Raw genomic sequence first — 18,857 nt, forward strand, 5'->3', positions numbered from 1 at the left:
TATGAAAGATAAAATTATAAGAGCTACGGCTAAAGATGGAATGGTTAGAATAATAGCAGGTATTACTACTAATCTAGTTGACGAAGGAACAAGAATTCATGAATGCAGCTCAACAGCAGCAGTTGCTTTTGGTAGAATGCTTACAGCAGGAACTTTAATGGGCTCAATGTTAAAATCTGAAAAAGAGATAATTACACTTCAGATAAATGGTGGAGGAGAGGCTAAGGGAGTAACTGTAACAGCCTATTCAGATTGTTCAGTAAAAGGGTATGTAGGTAATCCTGCTGTTAATTTACCTCTTAACATTAACGGAAGATTAGATGTTGCTGGGGCCATAGGTAAAAACGGTAATTTAACGGTAATAAAAGACTTAGGATTAAAAGATCCTTATGTAGGACAAGTGCCTATTTATACTGGAGAAGTAGCTGAAGATCTTGCGTACTACTTTACTGCTTCAGAACAAACACCATCAGCTGTATCACTTGGAGTATTAGTAAATAATGACCTATCAATAAAAGCAGCAGGTGGATTTATAATTCAAATGATGCCTGGAGCAGATGAGCTTTTAGCAGATCTTCTTTCTTACAGAATGGAAGAGATACCGCCTATAACAAATATGATTACTGAAGGAAAGACTATAGAAGAAATATTAGAATATATATTTGACGGAATGGATCTAAAAATAAATGAAAGCATAGAACCTTTATATAAATGCGATTGTTCAAGAGAGAAAGTTGAAAGAGCCTTTATAAGTATTGGGCTTAAAGATCTTAATGAAATATATGAAGAAGGAAAAGAAGAAGAGTTAAAATGTCACTTCTGTAATAAATCTTATGTATTTACTAATGAACAAATTGGTGAATTAATTAATACTTTGAAAAAATAATTTGTTGACAAAGTCTTCTAAAGTTCATATAATATAATACGTGGACGATAGAAGCACATGGCTCAGTAGCTCAGTTGGTTAGAGTGCCGGCCTGTCACGCCGGAGGTCGAGGGTTCGAGCCCCTTCTGAGTCGCCACGTGGCTAGATAGCTCAGTCGGTAGAGCAGAGGACTGAAAATCCTCGTGTCCCTGGTTCGATTCCTGGTCTGGCCACCATTTATTTAAATATTTCTGGCGCTATAGCCAAGCGGTAAGGTCAAGGTCTGCAAAACCTTTATGCCCCGGTTCAAATCCGGGTGGCGCCTCCAAAATAAAAACTGTGATTTATCTTTTGATAGATCACAGTTTTTATTTTGGACTTTTTACTTTTTATAAACATAAAATGAAATTATTTATACATATCAAAGTTTTTGATGTGTTAATATTTTTAGAGATAATATATAAGTAGATTAATATGTTCCTATATTTATGATTTTTGAAGTATTTAAAGTATTACAAAATAAAAACCTTTTATTTGATTAAATTGCATTTATTGTAACTTGATATTATGTTATAATCACTTTGTTTACTGGTTATATTTACCTTAATACAAAATAATATTAATAAAGGAGAGTTGTAAAAGGTGTTTTTAAGTAGATCCAAAATATTTATCATAACTAATATCTTAAATATAGTAATGCCTATATTACTTATATTAGGCATATTTAAATTTGGTACAGTGAATCTTATAAGTGCTATTATATACTTATTATTTGTGGGCAATTTTATATTTTTATTATTTAAAGCAGGTTATTGGGAATTTACTAATTATTATATTAGATATGTTCTTATTCTTGTATACTTAGTTATAGGAACAAGAAATTTGTTTTTGGTCGTTTCCTATAAAAATACTGTGATAAATAACAATATTTATGTTTTATTGCTATTGTCGATGATTTCTCTTATTATGCTTTATTTGAACCTATCCACAGTTTTTGCTTCAAGAAAGCCAGAACAATATATAAAACTATGCTTCCCTTTCAAGAATGGTAAGTATATCATAACAGATGGTGGAGACGGAAAGACTAGCTCTCTAATAAATTATCATAATAAGGCTCAGATTCATAAGAATGGCGGATCTAATACATCTATGAGATATGCAACTGACATAGCTAAATTAAGTAAGTTTGGTTTTACAGTAAATAGCGTTCTTACGAGAGAAAATAAGGAGTATGAAATATTTCATGAAAAAGTGTATTGCCCCTGTGATGCTATTGTAGTTGATATAGTAGATGGAATGGAAGATAATATACCTTTTAGCGGTAATTATCCTTACAATGTTGGTAATAGGGTGGTTTTAAAGAAGGACAACTATTATATAGTTATGGGGCATTTAGCAAAGGATAGCATAACTGTAAAACCTGGTGATAAGGTCTTAGAAGGACAATTATTAGCTATCATCGGTAACGCTGGATTAACTCCTAGACCTCATTTACACATGCAGGTATCTTATTGTGAGGACGGATATTATTGGAAAGGAAAAGGAGTACCGATATTTTTTAATGACAAATATTATCCGGTTAAGAATACAGTTATTAAAGTATAAACTAAATATTAGTTTTATCATGTATAAATATATAGGTTTGAGTAGGTATATATTGTATAGGGAACCTTTATGAAAACTTAATTTATACTTGTTATAAAATCCCGGCTTCTGGAGATTTTATGGCATGTATAAATTAATAGTTGAAGTTGGTTCCCTATAGAGTTCCATTACGAAAACTTAAGTTACGCATGTCTGAAAATCTTGGGTTCTTCGGCTTTTTGCGGTATTCATAACTTAATAGTTGAAGTTAAAGCCCTACATTCAACAACATATAGAATAAGACACCAGATAAAATGCTTGGTGTCTTATTTTTAAGTTATCCTATTCTACGTGAAAATGGATGGTAATTTAGAATGTTTTCTATTTCATTTAAGGCGTCTAAAGGAAGAGATACTCCACTAGCTTTTATATTATTTTCAAGTTGATCTGGTTTTGTAGCTCCTGTTATTAGACTACTTATAGATGGTTTGCGAAGAGCCCAAGATAGTGCTAAAACAGATAGACTAATTCCTAAGTCATCAGCTACTTTTGAAAGCTTTTCAACTTTATCAAGATTCTCCTCAGTTAATAAGTTATTAATTTGTTTATCACTTTGATGAGTGGCTCTTGATCCTTCAGGGATAGGCTGTCCTTTTCTATATTTGCCTGTGAGCAATCCTTGAGAAAGTGGAGAAAATGGAACTATACCTATGCCGTTTTTCTCACAAATTCCTATGATTTCATCTTCAATATATCTATCCATCATATTATATTGAGGTTGTATTACTGATAGTGGTCTTAACCCCATAGATTTAATTATGCCAAGAGCTTCTGTGATCTGAACTGGGCTCCATTCACTTACTCCGTAATAAAGTATTTTTCCCTTTTCAACAAGATCACTCAAAGCTTGTAATGTTTCTTCTAAGGGAGTTTCCTCATCATATCTATGGCAAAAATACATATCCAGATAGTCAGTTTGCATATTCTTTAAAGACTTATCAATTTGTTCAAAGATATGTTTTCTTGATAGTCCTCTATCATTAGGTCCAGTACCAACAGGGAAAAATACCTTGCTAGATACTACGTAAGAGCTTCTTTCAAAATCTTTTAATATATTTCCTAAGAATTTCTCTGCTTCTCCTCCGCTATAAGCATCAGCACAATCAAAGAAATTTACACCGTTTTCATATGCTAGTTTAACTGTATTTTTAGCAATATCTACAGCATTACCTCCGCTTACATCTGTCATCCAGCTACCTAACGCAATTTCACTTACCTTTAAACCCCATTTTCCTACTTTTCTATAATTCATAAAACCCACCTATACCTTTCCAAATTTATAATATATAATAAATATAAACCTTTGAGTTAACTCAAAGTCAAGAGTATATAAGATTATTTACTGTAAAATGAAAAGTTAAATTCTTGATTGCAATATTAAATTCATCAATGTATTATTAAGCCTGAAACGGAGGGATAGTCATGAGTTACACAATAAAGCAAGTAGCTGAAAGAACAAATTTATCTGATCATACCTTAAGATATTATGATAGGGAAGGGCTGATGCCACTTTTAAAGCGAAGTGCCTCTGGAATAAGAAATTATTCCGAAAACGATATTTGTTGGATAGAACTTATAAACTGTCTTAAGAATAGCGGCATGTCTTTGGGGGAGATTAAAGAATTTATGAACCTATGTCTAAAAGGGGAAGAAACCTGCGAGGAAAGAAAAGAAATACTTCAAAAACATAAAGAGAATATTTTAAATCAAATTGAAAGACTCAATAATAGTCTTGGGATTATAGACTATAAGTTGGACCACTATAAGCAGATCGGAATATTTCATATTGATGGATAGAGAATATAAAAAGCTAAGTAACACTTAATTTAAGTTGGGACTAGCTTTTTGTTTTTATAATCTTAATAAAGATGTGCCACTTCAATATTAAACAATAGAATTGGAACTTATAAAGTTTAGTGATTTTCAGTAGTTAATAAAACTAAGCTTTTATACACCTAATGGAAAAGTTTTTAATTATAAAAATAGCTATTGACATAATAGTGACTTCTGAATAATATATAAGTATATAAGAAAGTGCTAATATACTTATAAAAATTACTTTTTTAACAAATACTAAATTATATATGAATAACTTGGAGGTAGTATTATGTTTTCATTTATTAAAAGAGGGAACTTTAAAGCAATAAGCATACATGATGTGGATGATATAGTTACTAAGATAGATCTAATTGATATAAGAGAACCCTATGAGTATGAAGATGGACATGTACCAAATGCTAAGAACATACCTATGGCTACCATTCTTAAAGATCCAGAGAAGTATCTTGATAAAGAAAAAGAATACCACATTATATGTCAATCTGGAGGAAGAAGCGCCAAGGCTTGCAGTGAGCTTAGTACCAAAGGTTATAAAGTTGTAAATGTAACTGGTGGAACCGGCTCTTACTTAAGACCATTAGAAAGATAAAACCTGGAGGGAAGATAATATGAGTAAAGTTGTTATAGTTGGCGGGGTAGCAGCAGGTGCTTCAGCAGCAGCAAGACTTAGAAGGTTAGATGAGAGCTTAGAAATAGTTCTATTTGAAAAAGGAGACTATATATCTTTTGCAAACTGTGGCTTGCCTTATTATATTGGAGGAGTTATAGAAGAAAGAGAAGAACTTTTAGTTTCAACACCAGAACTGATGAAGCATAGATTTAATATTGATGTAAGAGTTAATAGTGAAGTGATCAAGCTTGATGGTAATTCAAAGAAGGTAGCTATAAGTTCTAAAGATAGAGGTAATTATGAAGAAACCTATGATTATTTAGTTTTGGCACCAGGAGCAAAACCATTTAAGCCTAATATAAATGGAATAAACAGTGAAAAAATATTTTATCTAAGAAATGTTCAGGATACTGATAAGCTTAAGTCTGTTACTAAAGAGATAAAGTCAGTGATAATAGTTGGTGGAGGATATATAGGTATAGAGATGGCTGAAAATCTCAAAAAGTTAGATCTACAAGTAACTTTAGTAGAAGCAGCATCGCACATATTGTCTCCTTTTGATGAAGAAATAGTAGCTGCAGCTGAAATGGCTATGGAAAAAAATAAAATCAATTTGCAATTAAACAGTAAAGTAATTAGTTTCAAAGAGGTAGAGGATGGAATAGAAGCTTACCTTAATAACGGAAATATCCTAAAAGCTGATATAGTAGTTTCTGCAATTGGAGTGAGTCCTGATACTGAATTCTTGAAAGACTCAGGAATAGCATTAGGCGAGAGAGGTCATATACTAATCAATAATAGAATGGAGACAAATCTAGAAGGGGTGTATGCTGGTGGAGATGCTGTGGAAGTAATTGATTTTGTAAATGGAAATAAAACTGCTATACCATTGGCTGGTCCTGCTAACAAACAAGGAAGAATTATTGCAGATAATATATGTGGAGTTCCATCCATATATAAAAATACTCAGGGTACCACAGTAATAAAGGTATTTGATTTAGCTTTAGCAGCTACTGGCAATAATGAGAGAATTCTTGAAAGCCTTGATATACCACATCATTCACTGATAGTTCATCCATTTAGTCATGCAGGGTATTATCCAGGGGCACAGCAAATGACATTAAAATTAATTTTTAATGATGAAGGAAAGATATTAGGCGCTCAGGCAGCAGGAAGAGAAGGAGTAGATAAGAGAATTGATGTTATAGCAACAGCTATAAGGTATGGAGGAACAGTCTACGACTTAACTGAGCTTGAACTATCTTATGCACCACCTTTTGGATCAGCAAAAGATGCTGTTAATTTCTCTGGCTATGTTGCAGAGAACTATCTTACTGAGAAGAGCGAGTTGGTTCATCCAAGAGAGTTAAAGAAGATAAAACCAGAGGATAATATTGTAGTATTGGATGTTAGAACGGAAGAAGAAAGAGCTTTAGGAAAAATAGAAAACTCTATAGGTATAAATGTTAATGAACTTAGAAATAGACTAAATGAATTAGATAAGGATAAGGAATATTGGCTTCACTGTGCTGTAGGAATTAGATCCTATATTGCCGAACGAATATTGAAGCAAAATGGATTTAAGTGTAAAAATATAACTGGTGGGTATAAAGCTATAAGGCTTATGGAATACGCAACTAGAGAGGTGTTATAAGTTTATATTATTAAGACTTAAATTTTTATCTAGTATGATAGTTTTTTGAAACTTGGAGAATAATTACATTTGTATTTAATATAAAATCTTATAGTGTTAAAGCTTTAGATATTACCAGGAGAAATAATGTTATTTGCTCATTATATGAGTATAGAAAATTGAATTATATAAGATATAGCGTGAAGAGGTATATGTTCAAATGATTAATTTTTATTTGAACTAAAAGAGAGGCGGTAAAATATGCTTGATAAAGCAAAAGAGGTTTCAGAGGTCTTAAAAGTACTTTCAAATGAAAATAGGCTTATGATTGTATGTCATTTAATCGAAAAACCAATGACAGTAAGTGAACTCAATGAAAGTCTTAGTAATTTGACTCAGTCAGCTATTTCTCAGCATTTGGCTATGCTTAAGGCTCATAAAATAGTTGATTATAATAAAAAAGGGCTTACATGTACCTATTTCATTTTAGATGAAAGGGTAAGTAAACTTGTTGAGCTATTAAGAGATAATTATTGCTAAGATATATTAAGAATCCTATTAGAGCTTAGAGCTTTGATAGGATTTTTATTAATTTAATATTTTATAAAAAGTAGGCAAGTGATATAATTAGACTTTATTACAAAGGAAGAATACATATATGCTAATTATATAGCAATAATTTAATACAAAAATTTGAAAGTGAGGAATGAACTAAGATGTCAAAGGATACAGCACTTATGATTGTAGATGTACAAGTTGCTATGTTTTCTTATGAAGATCAAGCTTTGTACAACGGTGAAAAGGTATTAGATAATATAGTATTTTTGCTTGAAAAAGCAAGAAAGTCTGATATACCAGTAATTTTTATACAGCATACAAGCGAGGAAGATGATGAATACAATAGAGCAAAACCAACGTGGCATATTCACCCTAGAATAGCACCATTAAAAAGTGAAACTGTAGTAGAAAAAACTACTTGGGATTCTTTTTATAAAACTAGGCTTGAAGAAGTTCTGCAGGAAAAGGGAATAAAGAGGCTAATAATAGTGGGAATGCAAACAGAATTTTGTTTAGATACTACTTGTAGAGCGGCATATAGCAAGGGGTATCATGAAAATGTACTAGTAAGAGATGCTAACTCCACCTTTGATGGGCCAGTACTTACTGCTGATAAGATAGTGGAGCATCACAATACTCTTTTAGGTGGAAGGTTTGTAAAGTCCATGTATACTGATGAAATTGAATTTTCATAGTGATTAGTTTGGAAACATATTGAAGTTAAATGCAACCTGAAACTTATTGGTATGCTAGATTTTTTAGATATTAATTTACAAAGACAGATGTACAAAAAAAGCTCACTTAAGTGAGCTTTTTTACTTTATAGGAATAATAACCTACTGGATATATATTTAATGCCTTGGTTGGAATAACGGTTTTCCTGAATTAATATTTTATAAAAACATAGTGTCATGGTATAATTTAACTATAATTGATTTATGTTACAATAAATGTGGTGATATAAATAAAGATATCGGCCTATTGATTGTGGATTACTACTATAGTTTTATTATGAAAAACAAAACTTAATAGGAATAATGGAGGGTAACTATTAATATGGACTTAAGAGTATTGGTTGTAGAGGATGAAATATCAATTAATGATATATTGGTTTCTGCTTTAATAGCGGATGGATATAAGGTTAAGAGTGCTTTTTCATCTAAAGAAGCTAGAAAGATATTAGAAAGTTTTATTCCTGATATAACCCTTCTTGATATAAATTTGCCAGATGAAAATGGCTTTGAACTCTGTAAATTTATTAATAAAAAATTCTATATACCAATAATAATGATAACGGCTAGGAACGATATAGTCGATAAGGTCTTAGGTTTAGAACTTGGTGCAGATGATTATATAACTAAACCTTTTCATATAAAAGAAGTATTGGCTAGGGTTAAAGTTGCTCTAAGAAGGGTGGAAAGATACAAATCTTTTAGTAATACAAAATACATTGAATTGAGTGGATCTGTAAAAATAGATATTGAAGCAAGGGTTGTAATTAAAGTAAACTCAGAGGTAAAGTTAAAGCCTCAAGAATATGACTTGCTAGAGTTTTTTGTTAAGAATCGAAATAGAGTATTTTCTAGAGAAGAACTTTTAGACAAAGTTTGGGGCTTAGATTATGAAGGTGATTTTAGAACCGTTGATGTTCATGTTAGGAGACTTAGAAGTAAGTTGGATGATAAGAGCAGTAAGTCATTGATAGAAACAGTATTCGGGGTTGGTTATGTAATGAGAGGTTATGATGAAAATAAAATTTAAATTTACATTAGCGATATCAATAATTTTGATTGCTTTTTCATTAATCTTAAATATATTGATAAGGCAAGTGCTGGTTTATAATATGGAAAACAGCATTTCAAGATCCATGGAAGATATAATGAAAAGTTCGAGAGAATATGTAAAGTATAGGCTAATGGTAAATGATAAGCTATCAGATGATGATATTTTAAAGAATGATGCAAGCTATATATCTAAATATATTTCTTTAAACTATGAAAGTAATAGTAAGGTTATGGACATGCAAGGAAATATACTTAACAATGATGATAGTAATGAATCCATGGGTGGAGAAAGCAAGCTAATAGCAAATGCAAAAAAAGGTGAGGCAGTAGTGAAAATTAAATATATCAAAGATAATGTGCAAGGTGATATGGTATTCCCAGTTTATATAAACAGTAGGTATTTGGGTATTATTTACTTAAATAAAAGTTACTCTGATATATTGGTAACATATAAAAATACAATTAACACAATTACTATTATTCAGATAATTATATTAGTTATAATCCTTGCAACTTCATTTTTAATTACAGCTAAAATAACAAAGCCAGTATCTGACTTAACTAATGCAGTGAAAAAAGTTGGAGAGGGAATTTATGACATTAATATAAGAGTTAATTCTAAAGATGAGGTAGGTATCTTATCAATGGAGTTCATAAACATGAAAGAAAAGATTTGTAATCAAATAAACACAATAAAAAATGAGAAGGAAAAGGTTGAAAAGCTAGAAAAGGCTAGGCGAGATTTTTTTAATAACGTTACTCATGAATTAAAAACACCGCTAACCGCAATTTCAGGATATGCTGAATTATTGCTAGAAGGTATAGTTACAGATTCAGATTTCAAGAATAGAGCGTTAGAAAGAATATATTCAGAGAGCGAGAGGTTACACTCACTTGTTCTTGAACTTATTGATATTTCTAAAGGAATTTCTTTTATAGAAGAGGATGTTGAAGATATTGATATGAAGCTACTCATAAGTGAGATATGTGACGACATGAGTATTAAAGCTAAAAAGTATTCTTTAGAGATAGAGCAAAAAGTAAGCAAAGGAACAATTCCAGGCAGGATCAACAAGATAAGAGAGTTGTTGATAAATATATTAGATAATGCAATAAAGTACTCTGTGGGAAGTAGTCCTATTTTAATAAAAACTTATATTAAAGAAAATTTTTATATAATAGAGGTAGTGAATAAAGGAGAATTAATTCCTGGAGAGGTCTATAATAACATTTTTCAGCCTTTTACTAAGGGGTCAGATGTTAGAGAAGACAGTAGAGGCCTTGGTTTATATATATGTAGTGAAATAGTAAGAATGCACAATGGAAAGATTAGTATAGAAAATGGAGAAATTATTACTGCAAATATTGAACTCCCTTTAAGTGGCAATAACTTGGAAACAAGTTTGTGAAAGATGGTAAAAACTTAATGATATTATTAACTTAAAGATAAGAAAAGGAGAGTTAATATGATGAATAATTTCTTGAAAAAGTCTATGTGCGGTATATTTTTTGCAATCATTTCAGCTTCTATGCTATGTATTGGGTGTAGTAAAAAAGATAAAGAGATTGTAGTATCAAAAGATGTGAGTCAGCAAGTAAAGTCAGAAGAAAATGAGATAAAAGAAAAGATAGAACAGGGAGGTAAGTATCTTCAAGAAAAGAAATATGAGGATGCTAAGAAGGTATTTGAAAGTGCTATAGCTTTGGATACAGGAAATAAAAGTACCTATTTAGAAATAAAGGATAGATATGTTGAAAAGAATAGATTAGATGATGCTTATTATATAGTAAAGCTAGCAATAGAGAATAACATTGATGTAGAAAACATGAAGTCAATTCTTAATGAAATACAAGGAAAACTTGAGGTGCCTGTGTTACAAGACACAGTGTATACTGATACGAACTATACTCTGCCCCAGGAAGTAAATATAAAAATTAATGGTGAAGAAACTAAACAAGCAGTAAATTGGAATAATTCTAATGTTGATACTAGTAAGAGTGGAAAGTTTAACTTCGACGGTGTGGTGGTAGGTAATTATGAGAGAGCAGTAAAATTAATTTTAACAGTAAAGCCAATAGTAAAAGAAAGAAAATGTGGCTATGTCAAATCTGTATATGAGAAGGATGGAAAGAGATACCTTCAGTTTGATGAAATAGAGTTTTACAAAGATAGACAGGCTGCAGATGAAGCTAAAAAAGATGGGAAAGCTATTTTTGAAAGCGATGGCAGGTATTATGCTGAAGATGGATATTATATAAGAAACAAGAGTGCAGAGTTGAAGGTATATGAGATATCAAGTAAGGCAACTTTTAAAGATTATGATTACGTTAATTGGACCGGAAACTTAAATCAGTGCACTTATAGTGATTTTTCTGACAGAATAGCCAAGCATAAGGAAAGAGAAATATTTTGGATAAATACTGAGAATTCTATAATTGTTTCTGCTGATGAACAATTTGTACCATAAGTTTATGGTACCTAATGAGATTTTTTGAGTAAAGTTTTTATTAAAGCAAGAAGGCCCTAAAATACAAGGCAGTATTTTAGGGCCTTCTTGCTTTATGAAATTATTTCGCTTGCCCGATTTTACTCATTTATATTAGTAATGGCAGATACGCAAAAAAGTTCTCTTTAGTTACTTTTCATATTAAAACTTGTTATAAAAAACAGTCTCTGAAAGAGATTTTCTTTTTTCATGATTGGGGTGTGGCTTTGAATCAGCACTTGGATAACCTAATGGGAAGATGCATACTGGAACCAAGTTTGCAGGTATATTAAACACTTTCATTACTGCTTCTGGATCGAAATGACCAACCCAAGTGGTTCCAAGGCCAAGTTCAGCAGCTTGAAGCATCATATGGGTTGCGACGATACTACCATCAATATCTGTATGAGTTTTTTCATCATACTTACGTTTCCAAGCTTCGTTTTTATCAGCACATACAATAAGGGCCATAGGAGCATTGAAAGAGTAAATTGTACAATCCTTTAGCTTTGCAACAGCCTCATCACTTTCTATGACTAAAATTCTTTGAGGTTGAAGGTTTGCTGCTGTTGGAGCTAACCTTCCTGCTTCTAATATAAGATTAAGTTTTTCTTTTTCTACCTTTTTTTCATCAAAGCTTCTTACAGAATGTCTTTCTTTTACAAGATCAATAAAGCTCATAAAATACCTCCTCTTAATAATATATCTTAAACTCTTATTATAATTTATCTACTAAAGAATTATATAGTAGTTTATTATAATAAATAAGTATGCACATTTTTGTTACATACTAACTTAGTGGTAAGTATATATATAGGTATCTTTTACGAAAACTTAATTTATACATGTTCTATAATACCGGCTTCTGGGGATTTTGTGGCATGTATAAATTAATAGTTGAAGTTAGAACTCTTGGATAATTTATAACTCAACTATCTAAATTTATACATTACTGAAAATATATATCCTATTAAGGGGGAGTATAGATATACTACTTGGTATCGAAATACATTTAGATAAAGATTGGCATATTTATATAAATGTTTCTTTTTATTTTAAGGATTGGAGTAGTATGTCTATGTGTACATCCATAAAATATAAACACTTATCATAATTATAGATATAGAGATAGATATAGGGTATTCAACTTATATTATTATCAGCTAATCTATAAGAATAAAAGTAAGCTTATAGCCATTACAGCCATACCTGCAATAAGTCCATATATGTAGAGATTATCATCGCCATAATCTCTTGCAGCTGGAAGAAGTTCATTTAGTGATATAAATACCATTATTCCAGCTACTGCTGCGAAAATGATACCAAAGGTCAGATTATTTATAAAAGGCATAAGAATAAGATATCCAATTACAGCACCAAGGGGTTCAGACAGTCCAGAAATGAAAGAATACAAAAACGCTTTTTTTCTATCACCTGTAGCATAGTATATGGGTACAGATACTGATATACCTTCTGGTATATTGTGTATAGCTATAGCTACAGCGATTGGGATTGCTATAGAAGGTTTATGTATTCCAGAAATGAAGGTTGCGATGCCTTCAGGAAAGTTGTGGATAGCAATAGCCAGTGCGGTTAGGATACCTATTCGTAGAAGCTTTATATCTGAGTATCCGGTACTGTACTTAATATTATAGGCTGCAGCTGTGCTTTCTTCGCTTGGTATAAAGGTATCAATAAGGTATATAAGAAGCATTCCGCAAAAAAACGAAATTACTGTGAGCCAAGAACCAGCTTTTATTCCAATTTCAGAAGTTAAGGAATCTTTAGCGTTTACAAAAATCTCAACCATAGAGACATATATCATGACTCCTGCAGAAAATCCAAGGCTTAAGGATAAAAACTTCGTATTTGTCTTTTTCGTAAAGAATGCCAAGGTGCTTCCTATGCCAGTAGATAGTCCGGCTAAAAGACTTAAACTGAAAGCAAATAATATATTATTCATTAAATATCCTCCATTTAAATATAATAATCTCTCGGAATCTTTAAGCCTTGATTTATCTGGCTTAAAGATTCCTTTTTTATTGAAATCCCCCACTTTTTTGTTAAAAGCACTTGACAAAAATATCGAAAAATGCGGCGCTACGCGCCCCTTAAATATAAGGTATATTTTTCGATTGGAGGAGATTTTTAATGTTACCTGTTTACTCTGGCGGCCATTCCGCCTATCAAAAATTTGTTGTTGAAATGCTTCGTAAATATTATCCTAATCCGGATGCTATCGCGCGTTCTACCTGGGATATCATTGATCGTTTCTGGAACCTAGACCTCTCATATACTGAAATACATCTGAAAAATAAATATTCCATTTTCGGTCCGAAGCCGAGAAATCCTTCTTGTATGCATAGATCATATCTTTTATCTATTGATTTTAAAGTTACTTCAGTAACTGATTGGGTTGCACAACTTAAGATCAACCCTCTTTATGCTATATTGAGCGGATTTGAAGTAGGCGACACTCCTGGTGTTGGTACTTTTTATGACTTCTTTAGCCGCTTATGGGATTCTGATAATAACAATCTTTCATCTCAGTTACAACCTTTAAAAACTTCTGTAAAAAAACCTAAAAAGAAAGGTTTAAAAGCTGATCCAGTTGAAAAGACAACAGTAGAACAACTATTAAAAGAATTACAAGGAGTATCTTTTTTAAGTGATGAACAACCTTATAGTTCCCTTTTTAATTTATATAAAAATGAGTTTCTTAATCTTTCTATACAAAGGGACTGATCAATACAGAGAACTTAGCTCTTGCAGGTGATGGCACACCAGTCGCTACCTCTGCAAGAGAACGAAAACACCGTGTATGTGATTGTATTTCCAAAGGTATTACTGACTGTACTTGCGATAGATTCTTTTCTCAGCCTGACTGTGACATCGGCTGGGATTCATCAAGAGACTGTTTTTATCATGGATATGATCTCTACATGTTTGTTGCATCTGATTCTGATAGTGATCTTCCAGTATTCCCTTTGTTTGGGCCAGCCTCAAGGCATGACTCCCATGGATTTCTCCATGCGTTTTTTCGCATGAAAAGTTTACTTCATGACTTTAAAATAGACAAAATTATTCTCGACTCTGCTCATGATGCCATGCCATTTTATGAATACTTCAAGCAAGAAGGAATAACTCCGTTTATTGACTTGAATGAGAAACGTGGCATCAAAGTTAAATATAAAGATGATTTTATCATTGGTAAAGATGGTATTCCCGTCTGCAAAGCAGGCCGTAAGATGAATCGTGATGGTGTTGAAAAAAAGAAACACCGTATCAAATTCCATTGTCCTCTAACAAGTAGAAAGTATGGATGTTCCTGCGAACACCCTTGTTCTGATTCCAAATACGGGAGAACGGTGCATCTGGCAATGAAAGATAATCCAAGATTGATAAACATCCCACCAAGGGATAGTAAAGAATGGAAAGTAGAATATAATTCAAGAACTTCCGTAGAACGTTCTAATAAACGACAAAAAATAGACTTTCTATTAGAAAGCGGCAGACACCGCTCTACTAAGATGTGGTACTGCCGCCTCTATAACATCTTGATGCTACAACATCTCGATGCCTGGGATCTGCCTTTTGAGTCAGATCTCAAAAAATTGATTTTGCAAGCCGCTTAATCAATACATAATTATTTTAAAACATAGCGGCAGCTATGTCTATTAGTTATGCTCATTTTTATTAATATTCCACATTCTCTGTAAATCTTTGGATAATATTCACTTTTTAATGTACGCTACCCCGATAGGACTATAATAATCACTCATAATTCCGAGAGACTATTATACAAAAATAAATAATCATTAAAAAGTGAGTGGCTTATCAAGAGACTTGTCCAACTTTATGCAGCATGTAATTAATCTGAATAACTTATACATATAAATGCTTATCCCTAATAATGGCATTTAATCTGAGCTCTACGTTTTATAGATATGAATTTTATCACTTAATTATGAGTAGCGATTAAATTAAAGGCTACATATTAGAATTTGTTGTAGTAAAGAACATTTATATATAAAGAAAAGCAGTTAACATAATTTTAGTATGGTAGCAGCTTTTGAATTTAAAAATACTTCGCTTGAATGAAACACTGATAATAAAAATGCAATTTAAGTAATTAGGTCACATAAAAATAACTATTGCTGAGAATAATTAGATATAGTAATTTTTATAAAAATTTAGTTTTAAAAATGTTAATTTACAATATCTAAAAAGGAGGACATGATGAAAAAACGTCTCGGATTAATCTTAATATTATTAAGCTTTATTATTACTTGGCTTTGCTGGATTCCAGAAAGATTAGCAAGCTCTATGTATGCTAATAGACAATACTCTCAGCTTATAGCATCTATAGCTCTGGTTGTGTTTACTTGGATAAATTATATATCTAGCAGACATAGATTAATTGACAAGATATTTCATGGATTGGATAAATCCTATGCATATCATAAATATCTTAGTATCTTAGCAATTATCTTAATCTGGGGGCATGATTTAACATTGAAGACGGGAAGATCTTCTGGGGGAAAGCCTTCTGGATTTAAACCTCCTGCTGGCTTTGAAAGAGGGGGAGAGGGTGGTGGAAACATTCTTAGTATGTTTACAAATGGTAAACAGCTAGGTACTTTGAGCTTATATATTTTCACTGGACTTACTATATTTTTTCTAATTGCATATAAATTAGAATATGAAAAATGGAAACTTCTTCACAAGCTTATGATAGTACCATATGTCTTTGGTGTAGTGCATTACTACTTAGATTCAGACTATCCTGTATTTGCTCTAAGTGCCTATAGTATATGGATGAATATAATGAATGCAATTGGAGTACTGTCGGCGGTATATAGTATCTGTATATATGAATATACAGCCTTTAGATACAAATACGAAGTAACTAGTGTTAAGGAGATAGCTAAGGATACGTATGAGATAACTGGAACTACTAATGGCAAATCATTGCTTTATAAAGCTGGACAGTTTGCCTTTATGAAGGTGATTGGCAGAAAGAAGGGATTTCCATCTCACCCATTTACAATGAGCCAATCAGAAAAAATAGGGCAAATTCAGTTTGCAATTAAAGTATTAGGTGATCATACAAAGAAGCTTCAAAATAATATAAAAACAGGAGATACCATAGCCGTTGCTGGGCCACATGGTGCCTTTGATTATAGAGTAGAAACAAAAAGACAGTTATGGGTGGCAGGGGGAATTGGTATAACCCCATTCAGAAGCTTTTTGCAGTCTGATATTCCAAATGAATATAATATAGATTTTTTTTATGCGTATAACAATGAGCAGGATGCACCATATGCAAAAGAATTAGAAGATATTAAGTCTAAGAAGAATGTTAGGATACATCTATTAGACAGTTCTAAGAGTGGTTTTTTAGGTGTTGAGCATATTAGCAAATACTTAAATAAAGATGAAACTGTAGAAGTATTTTTTTGTGGACCAAAGCCAATGAGAAAAAATATTGCAAAAGAATTAAAAAAAGAAAATTATAAAGTTAAAGAATTTCATTATGAACAATTCCAGTTTAAGTAGAAATCAAAGTACAGTTCATTTACTATGATATAATACTGCATTTTTGATAATTTAAGTTTGTAGTAATATATTAATTGTGCTTATTTGACGGAATTTCTATATTTTGTTTTCAAAAATATTAGTTTAAAACCATACACATAGAAAGTTTTGCTAAGCTAATATGATGGTTTTTATTTTATCTAAGTAAATGTTTTTATAATTTTTAATGATTTAATTATAATAATAAATAGAAAGTGTACATGCTATTTCTAGAGAATAGGAAATTATGATGAAAACAGTCGATTAAAAATTGTATTTAATTCCGCTATATGGGTTGTAAACGTATAAAAATGATGATATATTTATATTGTAGTGATTGGAAACGATACCGATAACGATTCCGATTGCGTACATTATATCAACATCAAGTATATTTGATGGATTAAAAAATTATAAGGGGAGAGGGATTTATTATGAAAAAGAAATTGCTAGCTCTTGTAATGTGCGTTGCCGTAGGCTCCACTATACTAGCAGGATGTGGTGATAAGGGGAAATCATCTTCATCATCAAAGGAAATTTACTTTTTAAATTTCAAACCTGAAATCGCTCAAGTTTATGACAAAATTGCAAAGGATTATGAAAAGGAAAAGGGTGTTAAAGTAAAGGTTGTTACAGCAGCTAGCGGTACTTATGAGCAAACTTTAAAGTCAGAAATAGCAAAATCTGATGCACCAACAATTTTCCAAATAAATGGTCCAGTAGGTTACCAAAACTGGAAGGATTACTGCTCAGATCTAAAAGATTCAAAGTTATACAGTACTCTTACTGATAAAACCTTAGCAGTAAAAAGTGGTGATGGAGTTTATGGAATTCCATATGCTATAGAAGGTTACGGAATAATTTATAATGATGCAATCATGAAAAAGTACTTCGCACTTTCTGACAAAGCAGTGTCAATAAGCTCAACAGCTGAGATAACTAATTATGATACTTTCAAAAAAGTAGTAGATGATATGACTAAACATAAGGATCAACTAGGTATAAAGGGCGTATTTGCTTCTACTTCCTTAAAGTCTGGAGAACAATGGAGATGGCAGACTCACCTTGCTAACGTACCTTTCTATTATGAATTTAAAGAAAATACTAAATATGACAGCCCGCTTTTAGCTGGTCTTGCAGCAGACAAGGTTGATTTTAAATACTCAGATAACTTTAAAAATATCTTTGACTTATATATAAACAACTCATGTACAGATAAGAAATTATTGGGAACTAAATCTGTTGATGACTCCATGTCAGATTTCGCTTTAGGTAATGCAGCAATGGTTCAAAATGGTAACTGGGCTTGGGCACAGATTAAAGGTGTTAGTGGTAATACAGTTAAGGAATCAGATATTAAGTTCCTACCAATATATACAGGAGTTAGTGGAGAAGAGAATCAAGGTTTATGTATAGGTACAGAAAACTTCTTCGCGGTTAACAGCAAAGTATCAAAGGAAAAGCAACAAGAATCTCAAGATTTTCTTGAATGGTTATTCTCAAGTGATACAGGAAAGAAGTATGTAACAAATGATTTAGGGTTTATAGCACCATTTAATACATTTAGTGATAGTGAAAAACCATCAGATCCACTAGCTAAGGATGTATTGAGCTGGATGGCAAAAGGTAAGACAAACGTAGCTTGGTCATTTGCAGCCTTCCCAAGTGAAAATTTTAAGAATGCCTTTGGAGATGCGCTATTAGAGTATTCACAAGGAAGTAAATCTTGGGATGATGTTGTAAAGACTGTTAAGGAATCATGGCAAACAGAAAAGGCAAATAAGAAGTAAGTATTGTAGTATAAATAATACCAATGGTGAGCTTAGAGAATTAACTCTGACTCACCATTTTAAAATTAAGA

General features: G+C 31.8%; 17 protein-coding genes and 3 tRNA genes. 17 read left to right on the plus strand and 3 right to left on the minus strand.

The window, feature by feature from the left end; genetic code table 11:
- Position 1: 1 nt before the first annotated feature.
- From hslO to C1I91_RS10060, 5 genes are all read left to right on the plus strand, one after another.
- Positions 2 to 886: an Hsp33 family molecular chaperone HslO gene (gene hslO / locus C1I91_RS10040; RefSeq protein WP_128212759.1), complete on the plus strand. Its 885-nt coding sequence runs from the start codon at positions 2 to 4 to the stop codon at positions 884 to 886.
- A 59-nt stretch (positions 887 to 945) separates the two neighbouring features.
- A tRNA-Asp gene (locus tag C1I91_RS10045) sits at positions 946 to 1,022 on the plus strand.
- A gap of 3 nt (positions 1,023 to 1,025) precedes the next feature.
- Positions 1,026 to 1,101, plus strand: a tRNA-Phe gene (locus tag C1I91_RS10050).
- 17 nt (positions 1,102 to 1,118) lie between these two features.
- Positions 1,119 to 1,193 (plus strand) — tRNA-Cys (locus tag C1I91_RS10055).
- Between the two features lie 314 nt (positions 1,194 to 1,507).
- Positions 1,508 to 2,470, plus strand: coding sequence for a M23 family metallopeptidase (locus tag C1I91_RS10060; protein ID WP_128212760.1), 963 nt, complete (start codon positions 1,508 to 1,510; stop codon positions 2,468 to 2,470).
- A gap of 316 nt (positions 2,471 to 2,786) precedes the next feature.
- Here C1I91_RS10060 and C1I91_RS10065 read toward each other — a convergent pair whose 3' ends face one another.
- Positions 2,787 to 3,761 carry an aldo/keto reductase family protein gene (locus C1I91_RS10065; protein ID WP_128212761.1) on the minus strand — a complete coding sequence of 325 codons (975 nt, stop codon included), beginning with the start codon at positions 3,759 to 3,761 and terminating at the stop codon, positions 2,787 to 2,789.
- Between the two features lie 170 nt (positions 3,762 to 3,931).
- Here C1I91_RS10065 and C1I91_RS10070 point away from each other — a divergent pair, with 170 nt between their 5' ends.
- From C1I91_RS10070 to C1I91_RS10105, 8 genes are all read left to right on the plus strand, one after another.
- Positions 3,932 to 4,306 (plus strand): MerR family transcriptional regulator, encoded by a 375-nt coding sequence (locus C1I91_RS10070; RefSeq protein ID WP_128212762.1) that lies wholly within the window; start codon positions 3,932 to 3,934, stop codon positions 4,304 to 4,306.
- Positions 4,307 to 4,616: 310 nt separating this feature from the next.
- Positions 4,617 to 4,937, plus strand: a complete 321-nt coding sequence (locus C1I91_RS10075) for a rhodanese-like domain-containing protein (protein WP_128212763.1) — start codon at positions 4,617 to 4,619, stop codon at positions 4,935 to 4,937.
- A gap of 19 nt (positions 4,938 to 4,956) precedes the next feature.
- The gene (locus C1I91_RS10080) at positions 4,957 to 6,612 is read left to right on the plus strand and encodes an FAD-dependent oxidoreductase (RefSeq protein WP_128212764.1); all 1,656 of its coding nucleotides are present in this window, start codon (positions 4,957 to 4,959) and stop codon (positions 6,610 to 6,612) included.
- Positions 6,613 to 6,852: 240 nt separating this feature from the next.
- Positions 6,853 to 7,131, plus strand: a complete 279-nt coding sequence (locus C1I91_RS10085) for an ArsR/SmtB family transcription factor (RefSeq protein WP_128212765.1) — start codon at positions 6,853 to 6,855, stop codon at positions 7,129 to 7,131.
- Positions 7,132 to 7,307: 176 nt separating this feature from the next.
- Positions 7,308 to 7,844, plus strand: a complete 537-nt coding sequence (locus tag C1I91_RS10090; RefSeq protein ID WP_128212766.1) for a cysteine hydrolase family protein — start codon at positions 7,308 to 7,310, stop codon at positions 7,842 to 7,844.
- Positions 7,845 to 8,205: 361 nt separating this feature from the next.
- Positions 8,206 to 8,910: a response regulator transcription factor gene (locus C1I91_RS10095; RefSeq protein WP_128212767.1), complete on the plus strand. Its 705-nt coding sequence runs from the start codon at positions 8,206 to 8,208 to the stop codon at positions 8,908 to 8,910.
- A complete protein-coding gene (locus C1I91_RS10100) occupies positions 8,891 to 10,342 on the plus strand; it encodes a HAMP domain-containing sensor histidine kinase (RefSeq protein WP_238475957.1) in 1,452 nt (483 codons plus the stop codon). The genes C1I91_RS10095 and C1I91_RS10100 overlap by 20 nt, the downstream gene beginning before the upstream one ends.
- A 57-nt stretch (positions 10,343 to 10,399) precedes the next feature.
- Positions 10,400 to 11,401 carry a tetratricopeptide repeat protein gene (locus C1I91_RS10105; RefSeq protein WP_128212769.1) on the plus strand — a complete coding sequence of 334 codons (1,002 nt, stop codon included), beginning with the start codon at positions 10,400 to 10,402 and terminating at the stop codon, positions 11,399 to 11,401.
- A gap of 180 nt (positions 11,402 to 11,581) precedes the next feature.
- On the opposite strand, the gene C1I91_RS10110 is transcribed toward C1I91_RS10105, so the two are convergent.
- Both C1I91_RS10110 and zupT read right to left on the minus strand, forming a co-directional pair.
- Entirely contained in the window at positions 11,582 to 12,100 is a 519-nt protein-coding gene (locus C1I91_RS10110; protein WP_128212770.1) for a nitroreductase family protein, read from the minus strand.
- Between the two features lie 487 nt (positions 12,101 to 12,587).
- Complete coding sequence (zupT, locus tag C1I91_RS10115; RefSeq protein WP_128212771.1) at positions 12,588 to 13,382, minus strand: zinc transporter ZupT; 795 nt, start codon at positions 13,380 to 13,382, stop codon at positions 12,588 to 12,590.
- A gap of 188 nt (positions 13,383 to 13,570) precedes the next feature.
- On the opposite strand from zupT, the gene C1I91_RS28775 reads away from it, so the two are divergent.
- The 4 genes from C1I91_RS28775 to C1I91_RS10135 all read left to right on the plus strand — a co-directional run bounded on the left by C1I91_RS28775 (position 13,571) and on the right by C1I91_RS10135 (position 18,786).
- Entirely contained in the window at positions 13,571 to 14,164 is a 594-nt protein-coding gene (locus tag C1I91_RS28775) for a hypothetical protein (RefSeq protein WP_238475958.1), read from the plus strand.
- 197 nt (positions 14,165 to 14,361) lie between these two features.
- Positions 14,362 to 15,054, plus strand: coding sequence for a transposase (locus C1I91_RS28780; protein ID WP_128215075.1), 693 nt, complete (start codon positions 14,362 to 14,364; stop codon positions 15,052 to 15,054).
- Between the two features lie 604 nt (positions 15,055 to 15,658).
- The gene (locus C1I91_RS10130) at positions 15,659 to 16,978 is read left to right on the plus strand and encodes a ferredoxin reductase family protein (protein WP_128212772.1); all 1,320 of its coding nucleotides are present in this window, start codon (positions 15,659 to 15,661) and stop codon (positions 16,976 to 16,978) included.
- Between the two features lie 452 nt (positions 16,979 to 17,430).
- Positions 17,431 to 18,786, plus strand: coding sequence for an ABC transporter substrate-binding protein (locus C1I91_RS10135; protein WP_128212773.1), 1,356 nt, complete (start codon positions 17,431 to 17,433; stop codon positions 18,784 to 18,786).
- The last annotated feature ends 71 nt before the right edge of the window (positions 18,787 to 18,857 follow it).

This window comes from Clostridium manihotivorum, from assembly GCF_004015185.1.
In the GTDB taxonomy this organism is placed as follows: domain Bacteria; phylum Bacillota; class Clostridia; order Clostridiales; family Clostridiaceae; genus Clostridium_AR; species Clostridium_AR manihotivorum.

Excerpts from the sequence above, each read along its gene's own strand:
- hslO (WP_128212759.1), top strand. The coding sequence starts at position 2 with ATGAAAGATAAAATTATAAGAGCTACGGCTAAAGATGGAATGGTTAGA.
- C1I91_RS10065 (WP_128212761.1), bottom strand. The coding sequence starts at position 3,761 with ATGAATTATAGAAAAGTAGGAAAATGGGGTTTAAAGGTAAGTGAAATT.
- C1I91_RS10070 (WP_128212762.1), top strand. The coding sequence starts at position 3,932 with ATGAGTTACACAATAAAGCAAGTAGCTGAAAGAACAAATTTATCTGAT.
- C1I91_RS10075 (WP_128212763.1), top strand. The coding sequence starts at position 4,617 with ATGTTTTCATTTATTAAAAGAGGGAACTTTAAAGCAATAAGCATACAT.
- C1I91_RS10080 (WP_128212764.1), top strand. The coding sequence starts at position 4,957 with ATGAGTAAAGTTGTTATAGTTGGCGGGGTAGCAGCAGGTGCTTCAGCA.
- C1I91_RS10085 (WP_128212765.1), top strand. The coding sequence starts at position 6,853 with ATGCTTGATAAAGCAAAAGAGGTTTCAGAGGTCTTAAAAGTACTTTCA.
- C1I91_RS10090 (WP_128212766.1), top strand. The coding sequence starts at position 7,308 with ATGTCAAAGGATACAGCACTTATGATTGTAGATGTACAAGTTGCTATG.
- C1I91_RS10095 (WP_128212767.1), top strand. The coding sequence starts at position 8,206 with ATGGACTTAAGAGTATTGGTTGTAGAGGATGAAATATCAATTAATGAT.
- C1I91_RS10100 (WP_238475957.1), top strand. The coding sequence starts at position 8,891 with ATGATGAAAATAAAATTTAAATTTACATTAGCGATATCAATAATTTTG.
- C1I91_RS10105 (WP_128212769.1), top strand. The coding sequence starts at position 10,400 with ATGATGAATAATTTCTTGAAAAAGTCTATGTGCGGTATATTTTTTGCA.
- C1I91_RS10110 (WP_128212770.1), bottom strand. The coding sequence starts at position 12,100 with ATGAGCTTTATTGATCTTGTAAAAGAAAGACATTCTGTAAGAAGCTTT.
- zupT (WP_128212771.1), bottom strand. The coding sequence starts at position 13,382 with ATGAATAATATATTATTTGCTTTCAGTTTAAGTCTTTTAGCCGGACTA.
- C1I91_RS28775 (WP_238475958.1), top strand. The coding sequence starts at position 13,571 with ATGTTACCTGTTTACTCTGGCGGCCATTCCGCCTATCAAAAATTTGTT.
- C1I91_RS28780 (WP_128215075.1), top strand. The coding sequence starts at position 14,362 with ATGTTTGTTGCATCTGATTCTGATAGTGATCTTCCAGTATTCCCTTTG.
- C1I91_RS10130 (WP_128212772.1), top strand. The coding sequence starts at position 15,659 with ATGAAAAAACGTCTCGGATTAATCTTAATATTATTAAGCTTTATTATT.
- C1I91_RS10135 (WP_128212773.1), top strand. The coding sequence starts at position 17,431 with ATGAAAAAGAAATTGCTAGCTCTTGTAATGTGCGTTGCCGTAGGCTCC.